The 23,937-nt window shown below is 59.2% G+C and carries 24 protein-coding genes, 1 tRNA gene and 1 pseudogene; 5 read left to right on the forward strand and 21 right to left on the reverse strand.

What is annotated here, in order from left to right; all coding sequences use genetic code 11:
• On the reverse strand, positions 1 to 1,203 hold a 1,203-nt coding region (locus GKC30_RS14470; RefSeq protein ID WP_155935691.1), incomplete at its 3' end, for a cadherin-like domain-containing protein.
• Positions 1,204 to 1,753: 550 nt separating this feature from the next.
• Between GKC30_RS14470 and GKC30_RS14475 the strand changes: the two genes are divergently transcribed.
• Positions 1,754 to 1,829 (forward strand) — tRNA-Ala (locus GKC30_RS14475).
• Positions 1,830 to 2,194: 365 nt separating this feature from the next.
• Here GKC30_RS14475 and GKC30_RS14480 read toward each other — a convergent pair.
• From GKC30_RS14480 to phnG, 11 genes are all read right to left on the reverse strand, one after another.
• The gene (locus GKC30_RS14480; RefSeq protein WP_155935692.1) at positions 2,195 to 3,094 is read right to left on the reverse strand and encodes a DUF3800 domain-containing protein; all 900 of its coding nucleotides are present in this window, start codon (positions 3,092 to 3,094) and stop codon (positions 2,195 to 2,197) included.
• Between the two features lie 686 nt (positions 3,095 to 3,780).
• The gene (gene phnE / locus GKC30_RS14485; RefSeq protein WP_155935693.1) at positions 3,781 to 4,884 is read right to left on the reverse strand and encodes a phosphonate ABC transporter, permease protein PhnE; all 1,104 of its coding nucleotides are present in this window, start codon (positions 4,882 to 4,884) and stop codon (positions 3,781 to 3,783) included.
• Between the two features lie 2 nt (positions 4,885 to 4,886).
• On the reverse strand, positions 4,887 to 5,768 hold the full coding sequence (phnD, locus tag GKC30_RS14490; RefSeq protein WP_155935694.1) for a phosphonate ABC transporter substrate-binding protein: 882 nt from the start codon (positions 5,766 to 5,768) through the stop codon (positions 4,887 to 4,889).
• A 67-nt stretch (positions 5,769 to 5,835) separates the two neighbouring features.
• Positions 5,836 to 6,657 (reverse strand): phosphonate ABC transporter ATP-binding protein, encoded by an 822-nt coding sequence (phnC, locus tag GKC30_RS14495; protein ID WP_155935695.1) that lies wholly within the window; start codon positions 6,655 to 6,657, stop codon positions 5,836 to 5,838.
• A gap of 147 nt (positions 6,658 to 6,804) precedes the next feature.
• A complete protein-coding gene (locus GKC30_RS14500; RefSeq protein WP_155935696.1) occupies positions 6,805 to 7,965 on the reverse strand; it encodes an alpha-D-ribose 1-methylphosphonate 5-triphosphate diphosphatase in 1,161 nt (386 codons plus the stop codon).
• Between the two features lie 2 nt (positions 7,966 to 7,967).
• Complete coding sequence (gene phnL, locus GKC30_RS14505) at positions 7,968 to 8,666, reverse strand: phosphonate C-P lyase system protein PhnL (protein WP_155935697.1); 699 nt, start codon at positions 8,664 to 8,666, stop codon at positions 7,968 to 7,970.
• 8 nt (positions 8,667 to 8,674) lie between these two features.
• The gene (gene phnK / locus GKC30_RS14510; RefSeq protein WP_155935698.1) at positions 8,675 to 9,457 is read right to left on the reverse strand and encodes a phosphonate C-P lyase system protein PhnK; all 783 of its coding nucleotides are present in this window, start codon (positions 9,455 to 9,457) and stop codon (positions 8,675 to 8,677) included.
• The gene (locus GKC30_RS14515) at positions 9,454 to 10,416 is read right to left on the reverse strand and encodes an alpha-D-ribose 1-methylphosphonate 5-phosphate C-P-lyase PhnJ (protein WP_155935699.1); all 963 of its coding nucleotides are present in this window, start codon (positions 10,414 to 10,416) and stop codon (positions 9,454 to 9,456) included. Before GKC30_RS14515 ends, phnK begins: the two co-directional genes overlap by 4 nt.
• Positions 10,413 to 11,540: a carbon-phosphorus lyase complex subunit gene (locus GKC30_RS14520; RefSeq protein WP_231117211.1), complete on the reverse strand. Its 1,128-nt coding sequence runs from the start codon at positions 11,538 to 11,540 to the stop codon at positions 10,413 to 10,415. Before GKC30_RS14520 ends, GKC30_RS14515 begins: the two co-directional genes overlap by 4 nt.
• Before the next feature lies 1 nt (position 11,541).
• A complete protein-coding gene (gene phnH, locus GKC30_RS14525) occupies positions 11,542 to 12,150 on the reverse strand; it encodes a phosphonate C-P lyase system protein PhnH (protein ID WP_155935713.1) in 609 nt (202 codons plus the stop codon).
• Between the two features lie 9 nt (positions 12,151 to 12,159).
• Complete coding sequence (phnG, locus tag GKC30_RS14530) at positions 12,160 to 12,639, reverse strand: phosphonate C-P lyase system protein PhnG (protein WP_155935700.1); 480 nt, start codon at positions 12,637 to 12,639, stop codon at positions 12,160 to 12,162.
• An 87-nt stretch (positions 12,640 to 12,726) separates the two neighbouring features.
• On the opposite strand from phnG, the gene phnF reads away from it, so the two are divergent.
• The 3 genes from phnF (at position 12,727) to phnN (ending at position 15,052) form a co-directional block, all read left to right on the forward strand.
• Positions 12,727 to 13,452 (forward strand): phosphonate metabolism transcriptional regulator PhnF, encoded by a 726-nt coding sequence (gene phnF / locus GKC30_RS14535; protein ID WP_155935701.1) that lies wholly within the window; start codon positions 12,727 to 12,729, stop codon positions 13,450 to 13,452.
• Positions 13,453 to 13,742: 290 nt separating this feature from the next.
• The gene (locus GKC30_RS14540; protein WP_155935702.1) at positions 13,743 to 14,450 is read left to right on the forward strand and encodes a DUF1045 domain-containing protein; all 708 of its coding nucleotides are present in this window, start codon (positions 13,743 to 13,745) and stop codon (positions 14,448 to 14,450) included.
• Positions 14,447 to 15,052, forward strand: a complete 606-nt coding sequence (gene phnN / locus GKC30_RS14545) for a phosphonate metabolism protein/1,5-bisphosphokinase (PRPP-forming) PhnN (RefSeq protein WP_155935703.1) — start codon at positions 14,447 to 14,449, stop codon at positions 15,050 to 15,052. The genes GKC30_RS14540 and phnN overlap by 4 nt, the downstream gene beginning before the upstream one ends.
• Positions 15,053 to 15,151: 99 nt before the next feature.
• Here phnN and GKC30_RS14550 read toward each other — a convergent pair whose 3' ends face one another.
• From GKC30_RS14550 to GKC30_RS14580, 7 genes are all read right to left on the reverse strand, one after another.
• A complete protein-coding gene (locus GKC30_RS14550) occupies positions 15,152 to 16,891 on the reverse strand; it encodes a CobW family GTP-binding protein (protein ID WP_196772914.1) in 1,740 nt (579 codons plus the stop codon).
• Positions 16,892 to 17,042: 151 nt separating this feature from the next.
• Positions 17,043 to 18,200 (reverse strand): twin-arginine translocation signal domain-containing protein, encoded by a 1,158-nt coding sequence (locus tag GKC30_RS14555; protein WP_155935705.1) that lies wholly within the window; start codon positions 18,198 to 18,200, stop codon positions 17,043 to 17,045.
• 19 nt (positions 18,201 to 18,219) lie between these two features.
• Complete coding sequence (locus tag GKC30_RS14560) at positions 18,220 to 19,638, reverse strand: hypothetical protein (protein WP_155935706.1); 1,419 nt, start codon at positions 19,636 to 19,638, stop codon at positions 18,220 to 18,222.
• A gap of 67 nt (positions 19,639 to 19,705) precedes the next feature.
• Entirely contained in the window at positions 19,706 to 19,972 is a 267-nt protein-coding gene (locus GKC30_RS14565; RefSeq protein ID WP_155935707.1) for a hypothetical protein, read from the reverse strand.
• Positions 19,969 to 20,724 (reverse strand): FadR/GntR family transcriptional regulator, encoded by a 756-nt coding sequence (locus GKC30_RS14570; RefSeq protein ID WP_196772915.1) that lies wholly within the window; start codon positions 20,722 to 20,724, stop codon positions 19,969 to 19,971. The genes GKC30_RS14565 and GKC30_RS14570 overlap by 4 nt, the downstream gene beginning before the upstream one ends.
• A gap of 284 nt (positions 20,725 to 21,008) precedes the next feature.
• Complete coding sequence (locus tag GKC30_RS14575) at positions 21,009 to 21,971, reverse strand: nitrogen regulation protein NR(II) (protein ID WP_155935709.1); 963 nt, start codon at positions 21,969 to 21,971, stop codon at positions 21,009 to 21,011.
• Positions 21,956 to 22,285, reverse strand: coding sequence for a hypothetical protein (locus tag GKC30_RS14580; protein WP_155935710.1), 330 nt, complete (start codon positions 22,283 to 22,285; stop codon positions 21,956 to 21,958). The genes GKC30_RS14575 and GKC30_RS14580 overlap by 16 nt, the downstream gene beginning before the upstream one ends.
• Positions 22,286 to 22,593: 308 nt before the next feature.
• On the opposite strand from GKC30_RS14580, the gene GKC30_RS14585 reads away from it, so the two are divergent.
• Positions 22,594 to 22,866 carry a hypothetical protein gene (locus tag GKC30_RS14585; protein WP_155935711.1) on the forward strand — a complete coding sequence of 91 codons (273 nt, stop codon included), beginning with the start codon at positions 22,594 to 22,596 and terminating at the stop codon, positions 22,864 to 22,866.
• Positions 22,867 to 23,216: 350 nt separating this feature from the next.
• On the opposite strand, the gene GKC30_RS14590 is transcribed toward GKC30_RS14585, so the two are convergent.
• Positions 23,217 to 23,810: a DUF4276 family protein gene (locus tag GKC30_RS14590; RefSeq protein ID WP_367614159.1), complete on the reverse strand. Its 594-nt coding sequence runs from the start codon at positions 23,808 to 23,810 to the stop codon at positions 23,217 to 23,219.
• A 7-nt stretch (positions 23,811 to 23,817) separates the two neighbouring features.
• A pseudogene (locus GKC30_RS14595) lies at positions 23,818 to 23,937 on the reverse strand (IS5/IS1182 family transposase); the annotation flags it as partial.

Genomic DNA, 23,937 nt, shown 5'->3' on the forward strand with positions numbered 1-23,937 from the left:
GGAGTAGGTCAGTTCCTCGGCCGTGTTGTCCACGTCATAGTCGTTGTCGGCCACGGAGCCGGTGATGGTCGCCTTTTCCTTGAGCGCGGCCGTGTCGTCCACCGCCACGGGGGCGTCGTTGGTGCCGGTGACGGTGATGGTCAGGGTGGCTGTGTCAGTCAAATCTCCGTCTGAGACGGAGTAGCCGATCTTAAGGACGTGGGTTTCGCCCTCGGTCAGGTAGTCGTAAGAGGACGCATCAAAGGTATATGTGCCGTCGGCGCTGAAGGTCAGGCCCGCAGGTGCGCTGTCCGGATCAGTCAGGGAATAGGTCAGTTCCTCGGCCGTGTTGTCCACGTCATAGTCGTTGTCGGCCACGGAGCCGGTGATGATCTGCTTTTCCTTGAGCGCGGCCGCGTCGTCCACCGCCACGGGGGCGTCGTTGACCGGGTTGACGGTGATGGCGCCCTGGCCCTGGACCGTGTGGACGCCGTCGGTGACGGAGAAGGTCACGGCGATGGTTCCGTTGTAGTCCTGGTCTGGAGTGAAGAGCCATGCGCCCGCGCCGATCGCGGTCAGGGTACCTCCCTCTACGGACAGGCCGGTCACGCTCAAGACGCTGCCAGGGTCGGGATCGCTGGCCAGGGCGAGGATTTGTGCGCTGGTGATCACCGTGGGCACGTCCTCGTCGGTGACGATGGAAAGAGTGCCGTTGATTGTCGGGGGATTATTGGTCGCGCCGGAAGTGTCGGAGCCGGAAAGTCCGGGCGAGGAAGATTCGAGAAATCCCCTGTTGGATTGAAAAGCCAGGCCCTCCTGGCCGCCCAGGCTGTCAAAGCCTTCCACGAGGGAGCCCGAGTCGTCGGTGTACGCGCCAGCGCCGCTGCTGCCGGAGGAGCCTTCGGCCGCGGTTTCCAGATCCTCTTCCTCGGTTCCGTCAATGAAGGCGAAAAGGTACACATCGCCGGGAACCTGGATGCCGCCCATCATCTCAAAGACAGGGAGAGCCCCCTGTTCGGCGAGGAGCCGGTAATCCTCAATGACGATGACCCCTTGTCCCTCGACGGTAATGACCAGATCGTTTCCCTTTCCGGTAAATATGGCCTCGGACACGTCGAAGTCGAAAAACACCGACATGTCTGAGGTGATCTGGAAACGAGCTGCCTTTCCCTCGCCGGGAAGGGAGAGCGCTACGCGGGACTGGGGGGTGTTGTTCTCGGCCATGGTATGCTCCTCGACGGGAAGTTGACGGTCATCTGGATCAGGTCTTTGTCTTTGTAGTATTGTATAGAGGCATTCTTCTTAGGAGTCAATCGAACAAAAGTCTGCAATAAAAAGATGTTGCATTGTTGATATCTTTGGTTGTCGCCGGAAAAGGCCAGGCATTGCCGACATCTTCATCGCTGGCGATTTTAGGCGATTAACTGAGAATTGAAAACTTGTTAACAGGCTCATGTTGATAACCTGATTGGGGGCGCTAGGGTTTTCCCCCGAGAATTCTTGGTTGATTATCGCGTATCTATTTGAAATGTTGTGTGTAAAATTTTTTCTCATAAAAGTTGACTGCCTGTGCGCAATAAAGAACCATTCCTGATTGGGTTTGGGATTCTTGTCTTGGGTTGCGTCTGCTTTGTCATCTAGCAAGTTTGATGCCTGTGCAGCCTGTCGGTTGCCGATGGCACAGGTGCCTGCGATTTCAACGTGTTTTGCGGCAGAGGCAGTTTTGTATTGACAAGGGCGGGCGCATTCTGCATTTTGTTTTACCCAACGCCGTGGGGCTGTAGCTCAGTTGGGAGAGCGCTTGAATGGCATTCAAGAGGTCGTGGGTTCGATTCCCTCCAGCTCCACCACAAGAAAGTTAAGGGTTTCAAGTAAATACTTGGAACCCTTTTTTCGTGCCTGATGGCGGGTTTCAGGGATATGTCCGCTATGTGTCCGCCGCTTCCGACGGGGTGTCAGTTTACATTTAGCCAGGGCTGAGGGAGCGTTTAGGGAGGTGTGAGAGCCTTGCGCCTCCTGCACGTTTTGGGGAGGGGGTACTCGTCAGGATTTTGCTAACCTCTCAGAATTGGGTGATTTTACACGAATTCGGGGGCTGGATTTTGAGGAGTCGAGGGGCGGTAGGTGGTGGAAGAGCTATTTTTCCCATGTGGTTTCAACTTGATATGATGAAATCAAGAAAAGATGTTGACAGAGCGAGCAGGAATGTACATTTTTATTGCGGAGGCTTTGTGGCGCAAGCTGCATTGCCTTCTTCTTTTTTGACTTCATTTTGAGTCCTGAGGTCTTCGATCAATTTAAAGCCCCATTTGTCAAAACCACCAGGGGTGCGGTGGTAATAGCGCAATTTCAAAACTTGGCTTGCGAGTGCGTCAAGTTCCCCGCGTGGAGCTTCCTGCATCCCCTTAAGTCTGACTCCCCAAGCAACCACATAGGCAATTAAGTCTACAACTTGGACCATTGTCGTGAGGTCGCTGTGGACGAAAAGTGGCTCGGGAACAATGACTTTAGCTCTTGATTGTCCTTTTTGAGTTTTAAGGAAATAGTTTTCCATCTGATTTATAAGTAAATGGCTTTGGCTCTTATCTAATTCGTCGAAGACAATGATTCCGGACTGCCCTCCGTTTTGATTAAGCATGTGAGCGAATCGTTCAAAGAGATAGGTATAATCCTTACGGAGAAAGGCATCTCCCTCTGGACGAGCTGCATTTTGCGGGACAATGCTGGAAAAAGCACGGCAGTCATAACGTAGACATTCTTCGAACACCTTTTCAACATAAGCGATTTTGGCTTGGGCTAGAGCCGCCAGCTTCATGGGGGCAGGTCTTGTGCCATCAGCGAGCATGGCACAGGCTAGATTCTTTCTGTCTGGATTGGCAATTGGGGGATATGTGGCAGCCTGCTTAAAAGTCTTACGTTTAAGTATTTTGGTTCCTTTGGCCTCACTTCGGAATTCTCTATACCTTTGAACGCCGAAACAATCCTCCTGGATGGAGTTGATGCACTGGACAAGTGGCCAGATTTTTTTGTCTTCGATTGCAACACCGGCTAACACCTCGTATGGGCTGTCTCGCCGGTCCTGTCCACTTTCGTCTATAAACAGTAAGTAGCTCAATTGGTTGTTCCATCCGAAGGAGTATGTCTTTCACTACTAAAAAGCACATATTGGGTTTAAATACAAGGGGGATTGTAGGGCGTGCGGGTTGCCCCGCCTTGATTTGCGGTCGCAAAATCTGGTCAACCACTTGGTCAACCAAACATTCCCAACCCTATCCAATACCACTGTTTTTTTTTGACCAACAAAGATAAAGCCAAAGTATTTCAATGGGTGTGTGCCCCCCCTCTCTTGCTTGGCATTCAAGAGGTCGTGGGTTCGATTCCCTCCAGCTCCACCACAGGAAAGTTAAGGGTTTCAAGCAAATGCTTGGAACCCTTTTTTCGTGCCTGATGGCGGGTTTCAGGGATATGTCCGCTATGTGTCCGCCGCTTCCGACGGGGTGTCTGTAAACTGACACCCAACTTGAGAAAATGAGCCAGGTAAGTTGAGAAAACCTGCGTGGCTCATTTTCTGTTTTTGCCGCGCCGGATTTCATTGCAATGCAATGGAATACCTTGCTTTTGCGCCTATGCCCCGCCGTGTCTTCAGGTCTGTTCGGGCGCATGGAGCCGGGGGTGCTTCCCCCGTGGTGGCGTTGGCCGTATGTTTTTTCATTGTGTCAAGATAGCTCTTCTGTACGCATGAACAGCAAAAGGGGGCAGACTCGTCGGCCCGCCCCCTGTCATGGTCGCGTGAGGTGTGCGTCAGACGAAGCGACGACGCAACATGCCGCAGAGGTAGTCGATCAGCGTAACCGAGACGATGACCATGATCATCATGGTGCAGACCTCGCGGTAGAGGTAGCCGTTGATCTTGTCGAACATGAGAAAGCCGATGCCGCCAGCCCCCACGAAGCCGAGGATGGTGGCCGAGCGGACGTTGGATTCGAAGCGCAGCAGGGTGTAGCTGACGATGAGCGGCATGACCTGGGGAATGACCGAAAAGGCCATGATCTGGGCCGGACCGGCTCCCGAGGCGGTGACGGCCTCCACCTGCCCCGGCTCGATCTGCTCGATGGCTTCGGAGAAGACCTTGCCGAGAATGCCGAAAGTATGGATGGCCAGGGCGAGAACTCCGGCATATGGTCCAAGCCCGATAACGGCCACGAAGATCAGGGCCATGACGAACTCGTTGAATCCCCGGCAAAAGTCGAGGGTTCTGCGGGCGACGAACTGGCCGAACCAGCGGATCAGTCTGTGGCGCAGGCCGTCTCCCTGGACCATGAGTTCGAGGGTGTTGCGCGCCGCGAACATGGCCATGGGAATGGCTGCGACAAAGGCCAGCAGGGTGCCCCAGATGGCGATGGCCACAGTCTCTATGAGAGCCTTGGAGTATTCCTTGAGGTGGCTCAGGGCTGTTACGGGCGGGAAGTATCCCCCGGTTTTCTCGTCGGCGATGCGCTCGTACTCCTGCTGCACCAGGGATTCCCGCTCCGCGGGGTTCATGGCCGCCAGGCGCTTGTCGGCCCGCGCCTGAGCCTCGCGCTGGATGGCCACGGTCTCCAGTTTCCGGCCGTCGGCCACATACTCCGCCTTGATCTCCTGATAGGCCTCCTCAAAGGCGATGATCTCCGGCAGCCGCATGGCTTGGGCCATGGCGTCGCGCTCGTCTGCATCGGTCAGTTGTCTGCCGAAGAGATACTCAAAGGCGTTCTGCCGTTTTTCATACAGCTTGAACGGATTGATGTCCGTGGAGATGTAGGAGGCCGCGAGAACCGCGAGCACGAGGCCCAGCAGAATCCCCGCGGCGACCCTCTGAAGGAGGGTCGCCTTGGGGGCGATGTGGTCCAGTGTCAGTTCCTGATTCATGGCTACTGCTTGTCCAGCTGCTGCTTGAGCCGCTTCATGTAGCGGATGATGTCGTAATTCTTGTCGTTGGTGTGCGCGTAGCCGCCGTTTTGCAAGGTCTTCAGCGCCTCTGGGTCGTCATTGATCTGCAGAAGGGCCCCGGCAAAGGCGGCCTTGAGGCTGGCGGGCAGATCCTTGCGGGCTGCCATGGGAGCGCCGGGGATGAGGTCGGATTTCGTGAGGATGACGAAGTCGTTCGAGGAAACGGCGCCTTTTTCGATCATGCGGTTGAGGTCTATGTCGTTGGTGGCGGCCACATCGATGGAGCCGTTCTTGACGGCCAGGATGGAGGCGCCGTGGGAGCCGGAGAACCGGACATCCTTGAAGAACTTCTTGGGGTCAACCTGCATGTCCCTGGCGAAGATGACGTTGGGGACCAGGAATCCCGAGGTGGAGTTGGGGTCGGTGAAGGCGAAGGTCTTGCCCTTGGCCTGCTCCATGGTGGTGATGCCGGAGTCTTTGCGGGCCACGATGATGCCGGTGTAGCCGGGTTGGCGGTCCTGGTCCAGCTCGAGAACCAGCGCCTCGGCATTGGCCTTTTCCGCGGCCTCGATGTAGCTTTTGGGGCCGAAGTAAGCGAAGTCGATGTGCTTGTTGGCCATGGCCGTGATGATGCCATTGTAATCGGATGCGGTGAAGACCTCGACCTTCACGCCCAGGACGCTTTCGATTTTATGGGCCACGGGTTGGGCGCGCTTGGCCGAGTCGGCGGCGCCTTCGGTGGGGATGAAGCCGAACTTGATGACCGCTGGCCAGTCGCCGGGGGCGGCGTGGCTCTGGCCGGGCAGGGCAAAGGCCGTCATCAGGGCGGCCACCATGAACAGTTTCGTCAGCTTGGCGAACATTGGATTCTCTCCTGCAAGGGGTTTGAGGTTGTCCGGGGTCAGTCCATGTGCGGAATGTCGGTATCAGCTAGGCAGCGGAAAGCTCTTCCAGGGCTTCTTCCGCCTTGTCGCCGTAGATGCGGCACACGTTTTCGCAATCCAGGTCGCGGGTGGTGCCGTCGAGGATGATCTCGCCCTTGGACATGCCCAGGATGCGCTTGCCGTAGCGCTTGGCGAAATCGATGTGGTGCAGGTTGACCAGGACCGGGATGCCGCGTTCCTCGTGGATTCGTGCGAGGATCTGCATCACGGTTTCGGCGCTGCGAGGGTCGAGGCTGGCGATGGGTTCGTCGGCCAGGAAGACTTCGGGTTCCTGGGCCAGGGAGCGGGCGATGGCCACGCGCTGCTGCTGGCCGCCGGACAAGGCATCAGCACGCCGGTAGGCGAGGTCGGCAATGCCGACCTGCTTGAGGCACTCGAAGGCGAATTCCTTCTCGCTGCGGGAAAAGTGGCGGAGCATGGTGCAGCAGCTCCTTGCCAGCCCGGCATTGAACCGCAGCCGCCCAACCAGGACGTTTTCCAGCACACTCAGCCTCCTGATGAGGTTGAACTGTTGGAAGATCATGCCCACCCTGCGGCGCACCTGCTTCAGCTTGGTTCCGTTGACCGTGGTGATGTCGTCGCCAAACAGGCTCAACTCGCCGCTGGTTGGCCTGATGAGCCTGTTGAGACAGCGCAGCATGGTGGACTTGCCTGCGCCTGACAGGCCGACGACCACGATGAAGTCAGACTCTCGGACAGTCAGCCCAACGTCCTTGAGGGCGACCGTGCCGTTTGGATAGACCTTGCATAGGTTATTGGCCCTGATGGCCACCTTGCCCCTGTTCGCGCTCAGGTCGATTGATTTCATTTCTCGTCTCCGGCTTCTTGTCTTTGCAGCGGCGGTGCGAAAGGCGGTACGCCTTCCGCTTCCCGTGAACTGTCTACACCGACCCCGCTACGGAGGTATGATGATCCGGTTACCTTTTCATGGGCATTGGCGAAGGCCGTGTAACATTCACGCCGCATTTTTTTTCATGATTCCGAAGGGTTTTGCCGTACCGCCCGCCCAGGTCTGTAACACGGCGGGCACTCCCTCTATCTCCCGGACGCGAACCAGGTCGGCACGCTTGCCCGGGGCGATCTCTCCCCGGTCGCCAAGGCCGATGACCGTGGCCGGGTTGAGGCTGATCATGGCCACGGCCTCGGGGAGCGCGATGCCTTGCCGCCGATGCAGGGCAAAGGCCGCGCACACGAGACTGCCGGGCACATAGTCCGACGAGAGGATGTCGAGCAGTCCCTCGGCCGCCAGATCGTGAGCGGCCACGTTGCCCGAGTGCGAGCCGCCCCGGACCACGTTGGGTCCGCCCATGACGATGCTGATTCCTGCCTTGCGGGCCAGTTCGGCAGCCAGCCGGGTGGTCGGAAACTCGGAGATGGCGATATTTTCGCGCACCGCCTCTTCGATGTGTCCGGCCGTGGTGTCGTCGTGGCTGGCCAGGGGAATCCCGCGCTGGCGGCACAGTTCGACAATGGCCCGCCGGTTCTCTGCGGCGCAGGCCCACTGGGTGGCGACGAGCCGGTCGGAAATCTCGGCGAACTCCTCGTCGCTCCACCCCTTTTTGTAGTATTGGCGGTACTTGTCCGTGTCGGTGAACTGCCGCTGCCCCGGAGTGTGATCCATGAGGGAGACGAGCATGAGCACGTCGTCGTCCAGATGCGGCATGAACATGTCGAGGACCTTGGGGTCCGAGTATTCGCAGCGCAGGTGGAGCTTGTGGTCCGCCTTGAGCACTCCGGCGGACCGGGCCTTGCGCAGGGCTCGCAGGCTCATGTCGAGGATGGCGGTGCGCTTGGGGCCGTCGTGGTATTCGCCCAGCGACACGGCATCGAGCACCGTGGTGATGCCCGCGCCGACCATTTTGGCGTCGTGGGCCAGCACGGAGGAGAGGGTGTCGGGCCAGAATACGCCGGGTCTGGGTTCCAGCTCCTGTTCGAGGTTGTCGGTGTGCAGCTCCACAAAGCCGGGCAAAAGATAGTCCCCGTCGAAATCCATGGCCTCGGCAACCATGCTCGGTCCCGGGTCCACGGAAGCGATGATTCCGTCGACAACCCTGACCGCGCCCGCGACGATGCCGTCCCGGGTGACGATACGGGCGTTTTTGATGACAATATCCATGATCAGGCAGCCTCCTTGAAACCGTGCATTGCAAACACCGTGTCCGAAACCAGATCGCGCACCTCCTCGTCGTGGAAGATGCCGACCACCGCCGCGCCCCTGGTCTTGGCCTCGCGGATGAGCTGGACCACCACCTGGCGGTTCCGGGCATCAAGGGATGCCGTGGGCTCGTCCAGGAGCAGGACCGGGTAATCCACGCAGAATCCGCGTGCGATGTTGACCCGCTGCCGTTCGCCGCCGGAAAAGGTGGCGGGCGGCAGGGACCACAGGGTGCGCGGGATGTTCAGCCGGGCAAGCAGCCACTCGGCCTTGTCCCTGGCCGCCTCCGGGTCGCCGGTCAGCGTAGCCAGGGGCTCGGCCACCACATCGCGGGCCGCAACCCTGGGCACCACCCGCAGAAACTGGCTTACATAGCCCATTGTCTGCCTGCGGACATCCATGATCTCCCGTGGTTGGGCCGAGGCCATGTCCACAATGCGCCCCTGGTGGCGGATCAGGATATTCCCTCCCTGGGCCGTGTAGTTGCCGTACAGGGAACAGATGAGCGACGATTTTCCGGCCCCTGAGGAGCCGCTCAGGGCCACGCATTCCCCGGCCCGCACGTCGAGATCGAGTCCTGCGAAGACCGGGATGACCGTGCCGCCCTGTGTGTGCAGGGTGAAGGTCTTGCGGAGATTTCTCACGGAGATGCAAATGGTCATGACCGTTCCTATGCTTGCAGAATTGATGAGACGAGCAGTTGCGTGTACGGGTGCTGCGGGTCGTCCAGCACCTGGTCGGTGAGGCCCGATTCCACCACCTGGCCGTTTTTCATGACCATCAGCCTGTGGGCCAGCAGTCGGGCCACGGCAAGGTCATGGGTGACGACCACGGCGGAAAGCCCGAGCCGGGCCACCAGGCCCCGGAGCAGGTCGAGCAGCCGGGCCTGGACCGAGACATCGAGCCCGCCGGTTGGTTCGTCCATGAAGATGAGGCTTGGGGAAGTGGCCAGATTACAGGCGATCTGGAGCCGCTGCTGCATGCCGCCCGAAAAGGTCTTGGGAAAATGGTCGATCCGGTCCGGTGCGATCTCCACCTGGGCGAGCCATTCCAGAGCCTTGGCCCGGATATTCCCGTAATGGCGGTTGCCGATGCCCATGAGCCGTTCGCCTATGTTGGCCCCGGCCGTGACCCCGAGGCGCAGGCCGTCGCGGGGGTTCTGGTGGACCACCCCCCACTCGCTGCGCATCAGTCTGCGCCTGACCGATTCCATGGAGGAGTGCACGTCGATGGTGCCGAGATCACGGGAGCGGTAGCGGACCGATCCGCTGGTCGGCGTCGAGCGCCCGGACAGGCAGCCGAGGAGCGTGGATTTTCCCGAACCGGATTCACCCACGATGCCCATGACTTCGCCCGGCCACAGCTCGAAGCTCACGTCTTTGCAGCCGACCATGCCTCCGTAGTATTTTGTCAGCCCGTGCGTACTGATCAACGGTCCTTGGGATTGTATCATGCGGGTTCCTGCCTGGGTTGCGGGCGTTGGCCCGTGAGTTCCGCCACATCGTCGCGGGCGGCCATGGGGCCGAGCAGCCCTTGCTCCCGGCGGCCCGAGCAGTAGTCGGTGTCCGAGCAGACGAACATCCGCTCTCCGGCGTCGTTGAGCACCACCTCGTCAAGGTAGCTGTCCCCGGACCCGCAGAGTCCGCAGCAGACATCCCATCGCTCCACGGAAAAGGGGTGGTCCTCGAAGTCGAGGCTCTTGACGCCTGTGTAGGGCGGCACCGCATAGATGCGCTTCTCGCGCCCCGCGCCGAAGAGGTGCAAGGCCGGACTCATGTGGAGCTTGGGGTTGTCGAACCTGGGTATGGGCGAGGGGCTCATGATGTAGCGGCCGTTCACCTTCACCGGATACATGAAGTTGGTGGCGATGCGGCCGTGCCGGGCGATGTCCTCGTAGAGCTGGACGTGCATGACGCCGTACTCCTCCAGGGCGTGCATCTTGCGCGTCTCGGATTCGCGGGGTTCCACCCAGCGCAGGGGTTCGGGGATGGGCACCTGATAGACCATGATCTGGCCTTCGCAAAGCGGCGTTTCCGGGATGCGGTGCCGGGTCTGAATGACCGTGGCCTCGCCGGTCCTTTCGGTTGTCTCCACCCCGGCCATCCGGGCGAAGAACCGGCGGATGGAGACCGCGTTGGTGGTGTCGTCCGCGCCCTGGTCGATGACCTTGAAGACATCGTCCGGTCCGAGGATGCTGGCCGAAAGCTGGATGCCGCCCGTGCCCCAGCCGTAGGGCATGGGCATTTCGCGTCCGGCAAAAGGCACCTGGTAGCCGGGGATGGCCACGGCCTTGAGGATGGCCCGGCGGATCATCCGCTTGGTCTGCTCGTCGAGATAGGCGAAGTTGTAGCCGGTGTCCCTGTCCGCCCCGGTCTCGTAGGCCCGAGGGGCTTTGTCGCAGGCGAGGGTCATGCGGCCTCCCCGGCGTTATCCTTGGCCCTTGCGGTCGGGCATCCGGGGCCTTGCGCCCCAGCGCCGAGAATCTCCTCGCGCATGGTGCGTACCATGACCAGATCGGCCTGGAAGTCCACGTAGTGGGGCAGTTTGAGGTGCTGTACGAATCCCTGGGCCTCCACATTGTCGCTGTGGGAAAGCACGAACTCCTCGTCCTGGGACGCGGCCACTATGTCCTCGCCCAGTTCCCTGGCCTGAAGCGATCGGTCCACCAGCGACATGGCCATGGCCTTGCGCTCGCAGTAGCCGAAACAGAGGCCGTAGCCACGGGTAAAGGTGGGCGGTTCGGTCTTGGAGCCCGTGAAGCTGGTGACCATCTCGCATTCGGACACGGTGACGGCACCGATCTCGATTTCGAAGCCGAGTTCCTCGGGCGCGATGCACACGGCCACCTCGCCCATGCGTATCTCGCCAGCAAAGGGGTGATTGTCGCCAAAGCCGCGCTGACTGGAATAGCCAAGGGCGAGCAGGAATCCCTCGTCGCCGCGTGCCAGGTTCTGGAGACGGATATCGCGGCCGGCGGGATAGGCGACAGGATCGCGGGTGATGTCCGCCACGGGGCGGGTATCGTCTATGTCACGCGATTTCACGAGCCCCTGGGCGGCGAGGATGTCCATGACCCTGGGCGTGGGCCGCTCCTCGTGCTCGCAGGCCGGGGCCGGTTCGGGGAAGGACTCTCTGGCCAGGGAAAAATCCAGGAGGCGGTGGGTGTAGTCGAATGTCGGCCCGAGCAGTTGGCCGCCGGGGATGTCCTTGAAGGTGGCCGAGATGCGCCTGCGCACGCGCATGGCAGAGGTGTCCACAGGGGAGGATACGGCCAGCCGGGGCAGGGTCGTCCGGTAGGCCCGCAACAGGAAGATGGCCTCCACAAGGTCTCCGCATGCCTGTTTGATGGCCAGCGCGGCCAGCTCGGGATCGTAGAGCGATCCCTCGCTCATGACCCGGTCCACGGCCAGACGCATCTGTTCCATGATCTGTCTGACCGTGAGTTCCGGCACCCCGGTATCGCCCCGCCGGGTTTCGGCCATGAGCCGGTGGGCGTTGTCGATGGCCTTTTCGCCACCCTTGACTGCCACATACATGTCAGACCCCCGCCTGCACGGTCCGCGGCAGCGACACGATTTCTGTCTCGGTGGTCAGGATGGTGTCGAACCCGAGGGGAAAGCGGCGGCTGTTTTGTTGCATGATCTGCCAGAAATCCGAGTGCAAGCCGTCCACATCCAGGCGCACCTCGTCGAGGATGCCGGGGCCGGTGAGCCGCACACCGCGGCCCACCTCAAGGGCTCGAACCTGAATGATCAGGGTGGCCGAACGGTCCGGGTATTCGGGTGTTCCGGGGTGGAACCGGGTCAGGTCCGGCAGTTCGTTGCCGTTGATGACGACCGCGAACACCGCGTCCTCCTCCCTGGCCGCCAGCGGTGAGCCGCAGTGAAAGCGCAGGTAGGTCCTGGCATCGCCCGGGGCTGCCGGGTCGAGCCACAGGGGGGTGTCCATGTCGGCCAGGGCCAGGCAGACCGCTGTGGCCGCCGGATGTAGCGAGGCCGGAGGCTTGGGCCAACTGCCGAGGACCGTGACCGTTCCGGGTCGCGACATGGTCAGCAGTATGGCCCTGAAAATCCTCTGGTTGTCGCTGGCCGGGTTTTTCAATCCCGGGGCGATGGCCCGGGCGACGCGTTCTTGGCATCCCTGCATCATTATACCTCAGTCCTCGCCGCGAACCATGGTGAAGAAGTTCACCCGTGTCGCCGCGGTTTTTTCGTTTTGAGCCCGTCGCGCTGCCAGCTGTTCCCGCTCCAGGGGGATGATGACGCTGTCCATGAGGCCGGGGTTGCGCCCCGGGTCTTGCAGCAGGGCGTCAAAGACGGCGGCCAGCTCGGCGTGGGCCTTGTCCCGGCCCGTCACATAGCCGTGACCAATGAATCCATCGGGCAGCGCCACTGTGCAGCGGGTCATGGTCATCTCGCCCAGGTTGAACCGTCCGCCGTTGCCGTCAGCCCGGCCGCGGACCATGACCATGCCCACCTCGGGAGGGCGGACATGCTCGAAGGATGGAGGGGGGGCAAGCCTGGCCAGGGCCTCTGCAAGCCGGGCTGACCCGGCGTACGCCAAGACGCTCATCCACCGTTTCCTGGAGGTGATGCCCGGCTGCATGGAGCTGCTTGCCATAGTGTCTGGTTTCATTTCTGTGACATCCTTTCCGCTTGTCTAGACATCCGACAAAAGGTGTGTTGTCGCTGTGATCCGGCATATGGCCGGAAAGGGGGGCCCATGCTTGCCCGCAACAGCGGCGTCGCCTTGTGGCGGCAGATATATTCGAACCTTGAGCGCGAGATCACGGATCAGGCGTTTTGTCCGGGCGACAGGCTGCCCTCGGAAAACACCCTTGCCATGCGATACGGGGTGAACCGGCACACCATCCGCCGCGCCATGGCCGCCCTGGAGCTGGCCGGGCTGGTGCGTGTGGAACAGGGCCGTGGGGCCTTTGTCCGTGAGCGGGTCATCCATTATCCCGTGGGCAGGCGCACCCGGTTCAGCGAAAATCTCTCCCGCCAGCACCGCGCCCCGGGCAATGCGCTGATCGATGCCTCGGACATCGAGGCCGAAGGCCCGGTGGCCGCCGCCCTGGGCATCAGCCCCGGCGACATAGTCACCCGCATCACCAGCGCAGGCGAGGCGGACGGGCGCAGGATCAACTACTGCCACTCCTATTTCCCCCGCACCCTGTTTCCGGGCATGGCCAGGGTGTATCGTCAGCTCGGCTCGGTCACACAGACGCTGGAGCACTTCAAGGTCAGGGACTATTTCAGGAAAAGCACCCGCATCATCGCCAGAATGCCCACGGCCCTGGAGGCCCGCGAGCTTGGCCAACCCCGAACGCGGCCCGTACTCATCACCGAGAGCCTCAACGTGGACGGGCGAGGTGTGCCGGTGGAGTTCGGGGTCAGCCTGTTCGCCAGCGACTGGGTGCAGATCGTTGTTGATTCCTTCGAGTAAGACCATGGGACATACTCCTGTTCGCGGCGCCCTATCGTGAGCGTCCTGGTTGCCCGTTGGTAGGACATTCCTTTTGCCCCGGCACTAGACAAGTGCGTGACCTGTGCGCTTTGTTCCGTAAATTCATTATGTTGTAACAGTCCTGTCATAGTCGCCGCGCAAATGACGGTATTTTGCGATTTTTTCGATCATGTCCGGCGGTATCCCTTGCCCAAGGAGTGTGTCGTCCTTGGGCAAGAGGGCTGCGAAGTGCGGCCGAAGTCGGGGAGGCAAGACATGGTGAAGCCAGGATGCAGGAACGATACGCAGTCTATGTCGCACCGGAACAGGGGAGCGAGCTTGACCTTTTCGGCAGTGGTTGGCTGGGTCGGTGTGCACGGACCGGGCTGAAGTTGCGCCAGCCGAGTCTGCCCGGCATTGCCGGGCGAGAATTGCTCGAGCTGACGGCGGCACCGCGCCACTATGGCTTCCACGCCACGCTGGTTTCCCCTTTTGCCCTCAAAAAAGGATGCGCTCTGCGCGACATCCTTGACCGTGTCCGCATCGTGGCCCGAGGGTTTGCCCCCTTTGACCTGTCGCGGCTGGTTGTGAAGGAGGTGGGCAATTTTCTTGCCCTGGTGCCGGGCAGGCAGGACGAGGCGGCGGCCTTGGCCGAGACATGCCTGCGTGCGCTTCAGCCGCTCAGGGAGCCGCCATCCCTGGCCGAGATGGAAAAGCGGCGGGCCAGGGGGCTGACGCCGACCCAGGAGCGGCTCCTGGCGGGGTGGGGGTATCCGTATGTGCTTCAGGAGTATCTGTTCCACTTCACCCTGACCGGGCCTGTCAGGGACCGAGCCTGTCGCAGGGCGCAACAGCGGCGGATTGCGGAGTTCGCCGAGCCGCTTCGCAGGAAGACGCATTGCGTACGCAGCATCTGCCTTTTTTGCCAGGAGTCCCGCGAGGCTCCTTTTTCCCTTACGCATACCCTCCCTTTGGGGGATGACAGGAGGCGACCATGAACAGTGGAAGGCTGATATATGTGATCGGCCCCTCGGGCTGCGGCAAGGACAGCGTCATGGCCTACGCCAGAAGGCGGTGTCCGGGGAGCGAGGCCGCCTTCGCCCATCGCTACATCACCAGGAGTGCCGAAGCCGGAGGCGAAAACCACATCCATCTGGAGCCCGACGAGTTCGAGGCCAGGGCACGGTGCGGCGTATTTGCCTTGCACTGGAACAGCCATGGCCACAGGTACGGCATCGGCTGCGAGGTAGACGCCTGGATGGAGGCCGGATTCAACGTGGTGGTCAACGGCTCCCGAGCCTACCTGCCTGAAGCGGCCAGGCGATACCCGGACATGATCCCGACGTTGATCGCCGTGGAAACCGACATCCTGCGGCAGCGCCTCCTTGCCCGAGGCCGCGAGAGCACCGCAGAGATCGAATGCCGCCTGGAACAAGCCGAGGCGTACGTGGTCAGCCACCCGGAACTGAGGATCATAGACAACAACGGAGAGCTGCAACAAGCCGGAAACGCGTTGCTTGCCCTTGCGAGGAACGGTTGTTCCGTCAGGGGCGGCTCATGCTCCCAGGCGTTGTTGCCCGGCCGACAGCCTTTGGCGTAACCAACCGTTTCCGGCCCCGGATCGCGGATGCCTTTGGATGCTGGAAAAAACAGGGCGGCAGTCAAGGCTGCCTCCCTGTCTTATGAATTCGTCGGGGGATCAGGCTGCGATCTTTGATCGGAGAGCTTCCGCGATGGCAGGTGCGTTCTGGCCGATGATGACCAGAAAACAGCCATCCCGGCAGTCTTCTGCCGGAATCGTCGAGTGGAATCCAGGGACATACTGGAAGACTTCCGGGCCGTTCGAGTCAAGGAAGCGGACGACGCCCTTTGCCCGAAGCACTTCGCGTGGCAGGGCGGCAATTCCGTCCATGAACAGCTCGCGATCAACGGGGCCATCAAGTTCGATAAGGGCGTTCTGAATGCCGTCGTCGCCGTGGGTGGCGTGGTGTCCCATGGGTGCCAGGAGCGGGGCCGGGCGCGGGAGTCTTTTCCTGAAATTCACTCCGTACAGGGCTGTGGCTGGAATGTCTCCCTTGACGGCTCTGTGGAGATCGGCCGTGGGATTGAGCTCGCGGATGCGGGCTTCAAGGGCGCGAAGGGCCTTTTCCTCCGCAAGGTCTGTCTTGTTGAGGATCAGGATGTCGGCCAGTTGCACCTGGTTCCGGGCCACCTCGTGGTTGGCGAGGGCGCGAGGCGCACATGCCGCATCGAGCACCGTGGTGATGGAGGCGAATTCGAGCAGGTCGCGGATGTCTGACAACTCGTCGAGAAGGTTGGCCGGGTTGGCGAGGCCTGTGGTTTCCAGCACCACGAAATCGGGCTGGAATTCGCCGAGAATCCCGGAGAGGGCCGAGCGCAGGTTGCCTGCGAGGGTGCAGCAGACGCACCCCTCGTCCACCTCGGTGACCGCGTAGCTTTGCCCAAGCAGCTTGGCGTCCAGTCCTTTTTGGCCAATTTCGTTCTGGATGACCGCAACGAATCCGTTCCTGGAGGCCAGGTCCTCGATGAAACGGGCGAGAAAGGTCGTTTTCCCTGCCCCGAGAAAGCCGGTAAGGACGATGAGGCGAGGTTTTTCCTCAATGCCCATGGTCCGTTTGTCAAGGCTGTTGGAGGCTCCGGGTATGTTGGCCGTCAGCCACAAGGCGTCGCGGAATTCCTCCGGCACGGGAGCGGGAGCGTCCCATGCCAGCTCAAGACGGTTGACCTCCCTGTTGTCCGGGACCGGCATGCCCCAGCCGAGACCGAAGCGGATGTCTTTGACCTCGGGAGCGGTTTGGGACTTCAGTCCGATGTTTTCGCCGTAGACCCGGCGCATTCCCTGGCGCGAGTGGCGGGTCATGGATTGCGCGGAGTCCTCAAGGCAGTAGGATGCCGAAGCGGCCAGTGCATTGAACAGCGGCAGGGCTGTCTTCAGGGCGGGAAGATTCTGATCCTCTCCGCCAGGGCTGACCGCCTGAATCTGTCCCCCGGGAGTCTTAAGGGGGACGCCGTCAAGGGCGATGACTATGTCGCGTTCGGGGGCTGTGAGAGCCAGGGCGATGCCGGGCAGGGAGGCATGGAAGTGCGCTTCGAGAACGGCAATGCCAAACAGGGCATAGAGATCGTCGTACTGGGTGAATTCGCGAATCCGTTCGAGGTAGTCCTGTGACTGGGAGGCAAGTCCCGCCTGGATGCTGAAGGATTCCACCAACTCTTCGTCGGCGGCGGGGAAGTAGGAGATGCCGAATACCGCCTGGCCGTCGTGGGAAGAACCCATGGCATTGAGAAGGTGCAGCCCGTACACTCCGGGCATTCCTGTGACACGGACCGTCAGGGCGCTTTTTCCTTTGGCGCAATTTCGCATTCCGCGCCATCCGAGCCGGTGGCGCACTCCGGGGATGAAATTCGTTCTGGTCATCAGGGCTCGCGGCAATTCGACCGCTACCTGAACGGGATTATCCTGCAAGGCCGGGGGAAGCAGCGTGTGCATGGCAAGGGGCATGATTGCTCCGGGAGATATGGGGCGACCGCCCTTCCGTGGAAGGGCGGCCGCTGGTTGGGTGTGGGGCTTACCCGAAGGTAATGGTGTCCCCGTTGCCGAGGTAGGCTTTCTCCTTGGACCGGAATCGTGCAGATCCTTCCACCACCGGATACCCCGCTTCGATGAACTTTTTGGCGCAGAGTATGCCGGTGCAGTGGTTGCAGCCGATGTGTTCGAATCCGTAGTTGCCCAGGGAGATGACCAGGTCGTCGTATTTGGGATCCCAGTCTTCAAAGGGCGAGATGTGCAGGCCGCCGTAGATGCCGTGACGCTTGTCGTTTTCGTACTTGATTTCGGTGTAGGCGGTTTCTGCGAATTGGATGATGCCCTGATGGCAGCAGCCGGTTACGGAGACAAGCCCCTTGTCCGCCACGTTGAAGTACAGCGAAAGCTCGCCGTACACGCGGCAGATGATGGGGATGGCGAAGACGTAGCACGCCATGCCGGGAATGAGCTTTTCCAGGCCGGTTTTCACCGTGATGAGCTTGCCCTTGTGGCCGCAATCCTTGATGTACTGCAGGCCTTCCGGGTAGAAGCCTTCGGGGATGTAGATGGTGATTTCCGGGTCGTATTTCAGCGCCACCGGAAGGCCCCAGAAGTGGTCGAAATGCTCATGAGAGAAGAACAGGGCTTCGATTTCCTTGTTCTGAAGCATCTTGTCGATGCCTTCCCGTTTGAAGCACTCGTCGCACCATTGGTACGACCAGCCGACATCCAGAAGGAATTTCCTCTTGTTGCCGTTCATTTCCTCCACATCCAGCAGAGCCGCGAATCCGCCTGCGTTCTCGGGGTGGACGGAGTTTTTCGAGATGATCTCCCAGGCTTCATCCAGCCTGTTGGGCAGGAGGTGCTTGATCTGGGCAATGCCTTCCTTGTAGGAGCCCTTTCCAAGGCCCTTGCCGTTTCCAAACGGGGGCCAGTTGTAGTCGTACTGGTTGACGAGCAGGCCGCCAGCGCCCTTGATGTCGCCCATGAGGGTTGCGTTGTCGAACCAGCTGGTTTCCGAGATATTGGTCACCTTCACGCTTTTGCATACGCCGATGTCGGTCATCTTTCTTTCGGCCTTGGGGAAATGGCGAGTGCGCTGGGAGGAGTATGAATACAGTCCCATCGCGCCCAAAAGGCCGACCCCCACGCCAGTTGCGGCTCCCTTCAGGAAGTCGCGTCGTTTCATGTTGTCAGACATGCGATTCTCCTGTTCCGGGCTAGACGCCGGGGTTGATGTCGATGGCCGCATAAATCGATGGCAGCGCCCAGACGGTGATGAAGTAGAAGGCAACGCCCATGACCACGCCGGCAGCCAGGCCTGCCCCGAATTTCGGAGTGATGCGGATGTCGGCGATAGCCGCGTTTTTGGCGGCATGGTCTGCCTCGATCTCGTCCGCGGTCTTCTGGACCATCTTCCATGCCGGCCAGTTGTCCATGAACCAGTGGTGAACCAGCCAGATGTTGATAAGCCAGATCATCGGAATCATGGGGAACTGCTGCGGGTGCGAGAAGCCCTTTTGCGTGCCCAGGAACAGATGCGAGGTCTTGTAGTAGAAGATGTAGAGCGCGATGGATGCAGCCAGGGTCACGGCGGTGCGAACCAGCACGTTCACGGGCATGGAGTATTTTTTCGGCCAGTTGTTGCAATAGAAGGCCAGGAACAGGGCCGGGACCAGGAAGAAGATGGCCATTTCACCCACATGCAGCCAGCGCCAGTCCGGCGCGAACCCGCGGCGGGTTCCCCTGATGGCTTCTCCCCAGGTCAATTCCTGGGCGAAGTAGAGGAAGAAGTGCATGGCCAGGGCGATGGCGACGATGCCGAAAAAGCAGGCGAAACGTCGCGCCCAGTCGTTCTTGATCAGGTTGAAGGGATAGCGCTCCCAGATGGTTTCCACAAGCCAGACCACAACGGTGCAGCACATGATCCATGAGACATGGAAGTTGCCGGACACCGTGTCGGCAAACTCTTCCCAGTACGGCGGCGCGATCGATGTGAAATACTGCCATGGGTGATAGAGAATGCCCATGTGCGGGTGCATGGTCACAAAGTAGATCACGGTGGACAGGAAGAAGGTCGTGATGAGAATGGTGAGGCCCTTTGCCGGTTGGGTCAGCTTTTGCCAGGGGGCTTCCTCCAGCGCCACGACCCAGGCCGGGGAAAGCCAGCTCGCGATGGCCGCGAACATCAAGATGGCCAGGGCCGAGTATTCGATGGCGAAAAAGCTTGTTACACCGGGCAGCTTTTCCAATTGCTCGGGGTTGAAGTAGGCCAGGCCGTAGTTGCCGAGCAGCCCTTCGAAGAAGCCCTTGATGAGGGCCAGCATGATGACCACCGAGATCAGGGTCATAATCGTCCCCTTGATCAGGGGGTGGGTTGTTTCAAGCCATTTGCGCCTGAATGGCCAGAAGTTGAAGATGTAGACCATCCAGATCATCATGATGAGCCACCAGCGGCAGTACATGTAGCCCACATACGGGGTGTACATACGCATGATGCCGCGTGGGTCCTGGAAGATCCACCACGTCAGATAGAACACGGCGAGCGTTATCACCAGGCTGACCAGTGCGGGAATAGGCCCCGACCAGCGCTTGACGAGTTTTCGCTCTTCCAAGTAACCTTCGCCAAACCGTTCCATGTGTAGCCTCCTCTTGAGGGGGTTGCCGGACTGCGGGCCCCACCCCGCCTTTCCGGCTGTTCGGTTGTTACGGCCCGGATGCTCCCGGCCCGCGTCCTGACATGGCCTCATAAATGGCGACCAGTAAGGCTTCGCGGTCCGGGGACTCCGGGTCCAGCCCCAGTCGTTGTGCTTCCAAAGAAAGCAATTCCGGGGGGAAGTCCCCGGCGATGGCCTCCAGCTCGGCAGGAGAGGGAGGTATCCTCTCGGGTCTGGCCGAGCCGTCGGTCAAAGCCGCGTCGGCAACGCGCTGCGTCGCCTTGAACGCCCCTCGGAAAATATTTCGTCGCGTCATGTTGACCATGCTTCGTTCCTCTCGTGTTGGTCCTCCTGCTCCCTGAGCGAGCGAAAGACCAGGTCCGTCATGGGGATGTTTTCCCTCTCTTCCAGAATGCTGCACATCCGAAGAAAATAATTGGCGGTTATGGCCCTGGCCCATTCGCTGTCACGCGCACGCAGGGCGTGGAGCAGCTTGATGTGGTCCGCGAAGATGGCTTCGCGCTCTTCCCGTCTGAGGGTGAAGAACATGTCGAATGTCGACATGTCCACGGAACAGACCTGTTCCACTGCCCTGACCAGGAAATCGTTGCCGGTGCCGATGGCGATGAGGCGGAAAAACGTCAGGCATTCATTCCAGACAAGTTTCGGGGCCTCCTTGAATATGGACCGCGAAATATCCACGCTGCATTGCTTCAGCTCCTCGAGTTTGCGCTCGCCAATGCGGTCTGCTGCGTGCTCTGCAACCATAGGAAGAAGCAGGTATGCAGCCTCCAGTTGGTCGGCCATGACCTTTTCCGGGCTCAGGTTCAGGTCCAGCGGATTGTCCTGGGCGCTGGAAATGCCGATTCGCATGTAGCAGCCGCTGCCGGGGCGGATGCTGACCAAGCCCCTCGCCTCCAGTGAATGGAGGATGGAGCGCAGGGTGTTGCGGCTTACGTCGAGCATGGCTACCAGTCTGCGCTCAGGCGGCAGACGGTCTCCTGCCTTGAGTCCCAGGTCCTGAATGATTTGACCGAGCCTTTCGAGGGCCTTGTCTTTTTTACTCATGCTTTCCTCTGGGCTGGGCTGAAGCAGCCTCATTGGTTTAACCAATTATCTTTTTGATGAGCGGCGAGCCAACCAAAAAAATTTTTTTGGCGATTATTGATCCAGTTTTTGTCATTTTTGACCCAATATTGCAATTGGTTCATCCAATTGCAAAGACTTGTGATTGGAACAGGGTGCCCCGCATTGGGTGCATCACAGCACCTTCGGTCTTGCAAACCCTTTGAAACTGAAGGCGAAGTCAGGAGGAACGACGGAAGAGAGGGGCGATCCGGGTCGGAGGGTAATCAGGAGCCGTTGCGTTTGCCGCATTCAGAGCGAAGAGTCCTGGCGGCTTTGTTGAGAGGACGGAGCACGGAGTCAAAGGAATCGGCCTGCAGGCCGACGAAGCGGTTGGGTTCTGTCGAGCAAAGGATAAGGACCGTGCGCAGGGTTTTTCCCTGATAGAACGGCTTGGCGAAATACGACCTGATGCCGCGGGGGATGAAGAGCGCCCAGTCGATCGGCTTGATGCTGTCCATGGTTTCATCGACCACGAGATGATCGAGATTGAACCGATCAATGTCTTCGGCGATGGTTCCCCGATAGGAAAACTCCTCGCAGGGGGGCATGTCCGCTAGCGGAGCGCCCGCTCCGGTAACGAAAACCTTGTTGGCTCGGGGATGGACGTGGGAGATCATGATCGCGTTGCAGCACTTGTGGATGTCTGGATGCTCCAATGCCTGCCCGAGGATGGCGGCAAGATTCGGCGCATCCCTGAAGTTCGTTTCCGCGTTCTGGACATGCTCTCGATTGGTTTCGTCCACGTTTTGCGAAATCGAGATGCGGATGATGGCAGTCTGTTTCCATAATATCCATTTGAGATATGTGTTGGCCTTGAATGGCTCCCCCTGAATCGTGTTGAAGTCCAACCTCCCCGCCCAGGGCTGTCCTGGCAGCGCGTTGAGAATGGCCTCGAATGTGGCGTCATTCGCTTTGGGGAATACTTCGGTAAGCAGAGGCAGTCTGCCTTTGGTGGTCCGAGCCAGTCCGAACTGGCTTCGGGCTGCGGCGTTCACTTGCCTTAGCCGCAGGGACTGGTGGTTTACAAGCAGTACCGGAGTGGGCACATTGTCGATACGCAGCCGGGAGGCGGCTTCGTTTTTTTCGATGTAGCGAATGACGTCCACCGTGTCGCCCACGTCGAGAAGGTATCCGTAGTAATAGCGTGGATCAGAAGAGTTCACGGCACCCGTCAGCTTGAGCCACATGATGGAATCTGCGGGGTATGCACCCGGAATACCGTTGCCATGGTTTTTCCCTGGCTGACGGCATCCAGAAACGCATCAAGCAGGTGGGCGTCTTCGGGCAAGAGCATCTGCTTGCGAAACGCCTTGTTTTTGAGAAGCAGCCGCGCACTGTCCCCAAGGGGGGGGAGGGGGTGGTCGTTGAGAAATTCGATTCGGGAGCGGGCGATCTCGATCCGCCAGAGCAGCGCAGGAAAATCGTCTACAAAACTCCTGAGATCCTTGATGGGGATGTTGCTGCTGGTTTTTTTGTTTTTCGGATTTTTCTGCGGCACCATGTGGTTTCCTCGTGAGGATATGGTGGTTACTCCAATTGGTCCTCACGGTCAACGAGGGAAATCGGCAACAGTCTCTGCATGCCCTCCGGTCCTCGTTGCCGAGTCCTGCGACCGGGCCGTTCATTTGCTTCGCGATGCGTTCCGCTTCAGCGTGGGAGCCCGAGGAGCGCGATATCACTCAGGACTTGTGCCGCGCCAAGTGGTTCAAAAACCGGACCCACTTCTCTTGTCTGCTGGCGAGTGCAGGGTCTCTCTTGGCATGCGAGGTCGATATATCTTGTGAGAATGTACAAGCAATACATGTGGGCATGGGCAGGGATCATTTAAAAAATGACGAAATCAGGTCATTTTATAGCATTCTGGTTTTGGTGGATGCGGCAAAGAGCGACCTGAAGGAGGTCTATGCGAATTGTCTTCAGGACACTATTGTAGTCAGAGTTGGCAGCGGTACTTTTGAAATCTTAAAAATTGACACAACACCGGCAGGGAATTGGTTTGGAATTGAGCGCCCCACCTCAGCGGAAGCATTGGATGCCGCTATGGGTATGTGCCCAGATAAAGTAAAATCGCATTTGCAATAAAAAATCGCTTCCAGGCTGATCCTGGAAGCGATTTTACTTAACAACTTTATTACTCAGTAAACAACTTTATTGTTCTCCCACATGATTGTGGGAGAACAATAAAGTTGTTTACTGAATGATCCGGCAGCCCAATGATCTCCGTGCCATTGCGCATCTGTCTACTGAAAAAGTTGTTAACTCGGCGACTCGAAAATGGCAATGGGTATGACCGGATGCACCACCCTCGCCCTTAAGTGAAGAAATACGCTATGCGCAGCATGCGAAAAGCCGTGCCAGCTGGATGTTTGCCAGCAACCGGAGCGGTGTTTGATAACAACTTGACTGTGCTCCCATGCTAAATGGTTACGCCGCTATAGTTTTTCTAGCTCCGTTACCCATTCATTGAAGTGGCTGCACTTTTGACGGATCGTGTCAAGGCCTATTTTGGCAGCAACGTGCACACCAGCTGTGACCTTGTCGTATTCTGGAATTTCGGCGAGAATCCGTTTAGAGGGGGCAGTTGTGGGGCCATCATTGATGAGTTCTGGGTTAATTGTCTCTGCAACAATGGCTTTCAATCTCTCGATTGGTTCAGCATGCTCCAGATACTCCCAATCTAGCTGTTGAGGATCTGCAAAAATTAGAGCTTCAAATTCATGTAGCTGAACGTATGGGATAAAGCGATGATCGTTGACGTCTTCACTTATGGCCGTTTCAATAATCCTAGTCCGCTCATATGGGTCAGTCAAGCGCATTGCTTCTGCATAACTTGGAAAATCGTTTGGCAATGCATACAGATCAAACATCGTAGTAAAGTAGCAATCTCTTCCAGGTGCCTCTCTAATCCAACTTTGAATATCTCTTTTTGCTCTGTCATAGCTCAATAGGCCGCCACGGTATTCCCTCGTCCGTTTGTCCCTGCTGGTCAAGACACAGCGGGAATATACAGCAACATTAAATTCGATTAAGAATTTATCCGTAAATAATCCCTATTTTTCTCAAGGCGATGATCGCAGCAGCCAAGTGAGTTAGAGCCATGTGTGATGAAAGAAGCTTTTCAAATCGTACCAAGAGCTTCCTGAAGCGGTTGAA

It is taken from the genome of Pseudodesulfovibrio alkaliphilus (assembly GCF_009729555.1).
GTDB lineage: Bacteria > Desulfobacterota > Desulfovibrionia > Desulfovibrionales > Desulfovibrionaceae > Pseudodesulfovibrio > Pseudodesulfovibrio alkaliphilus.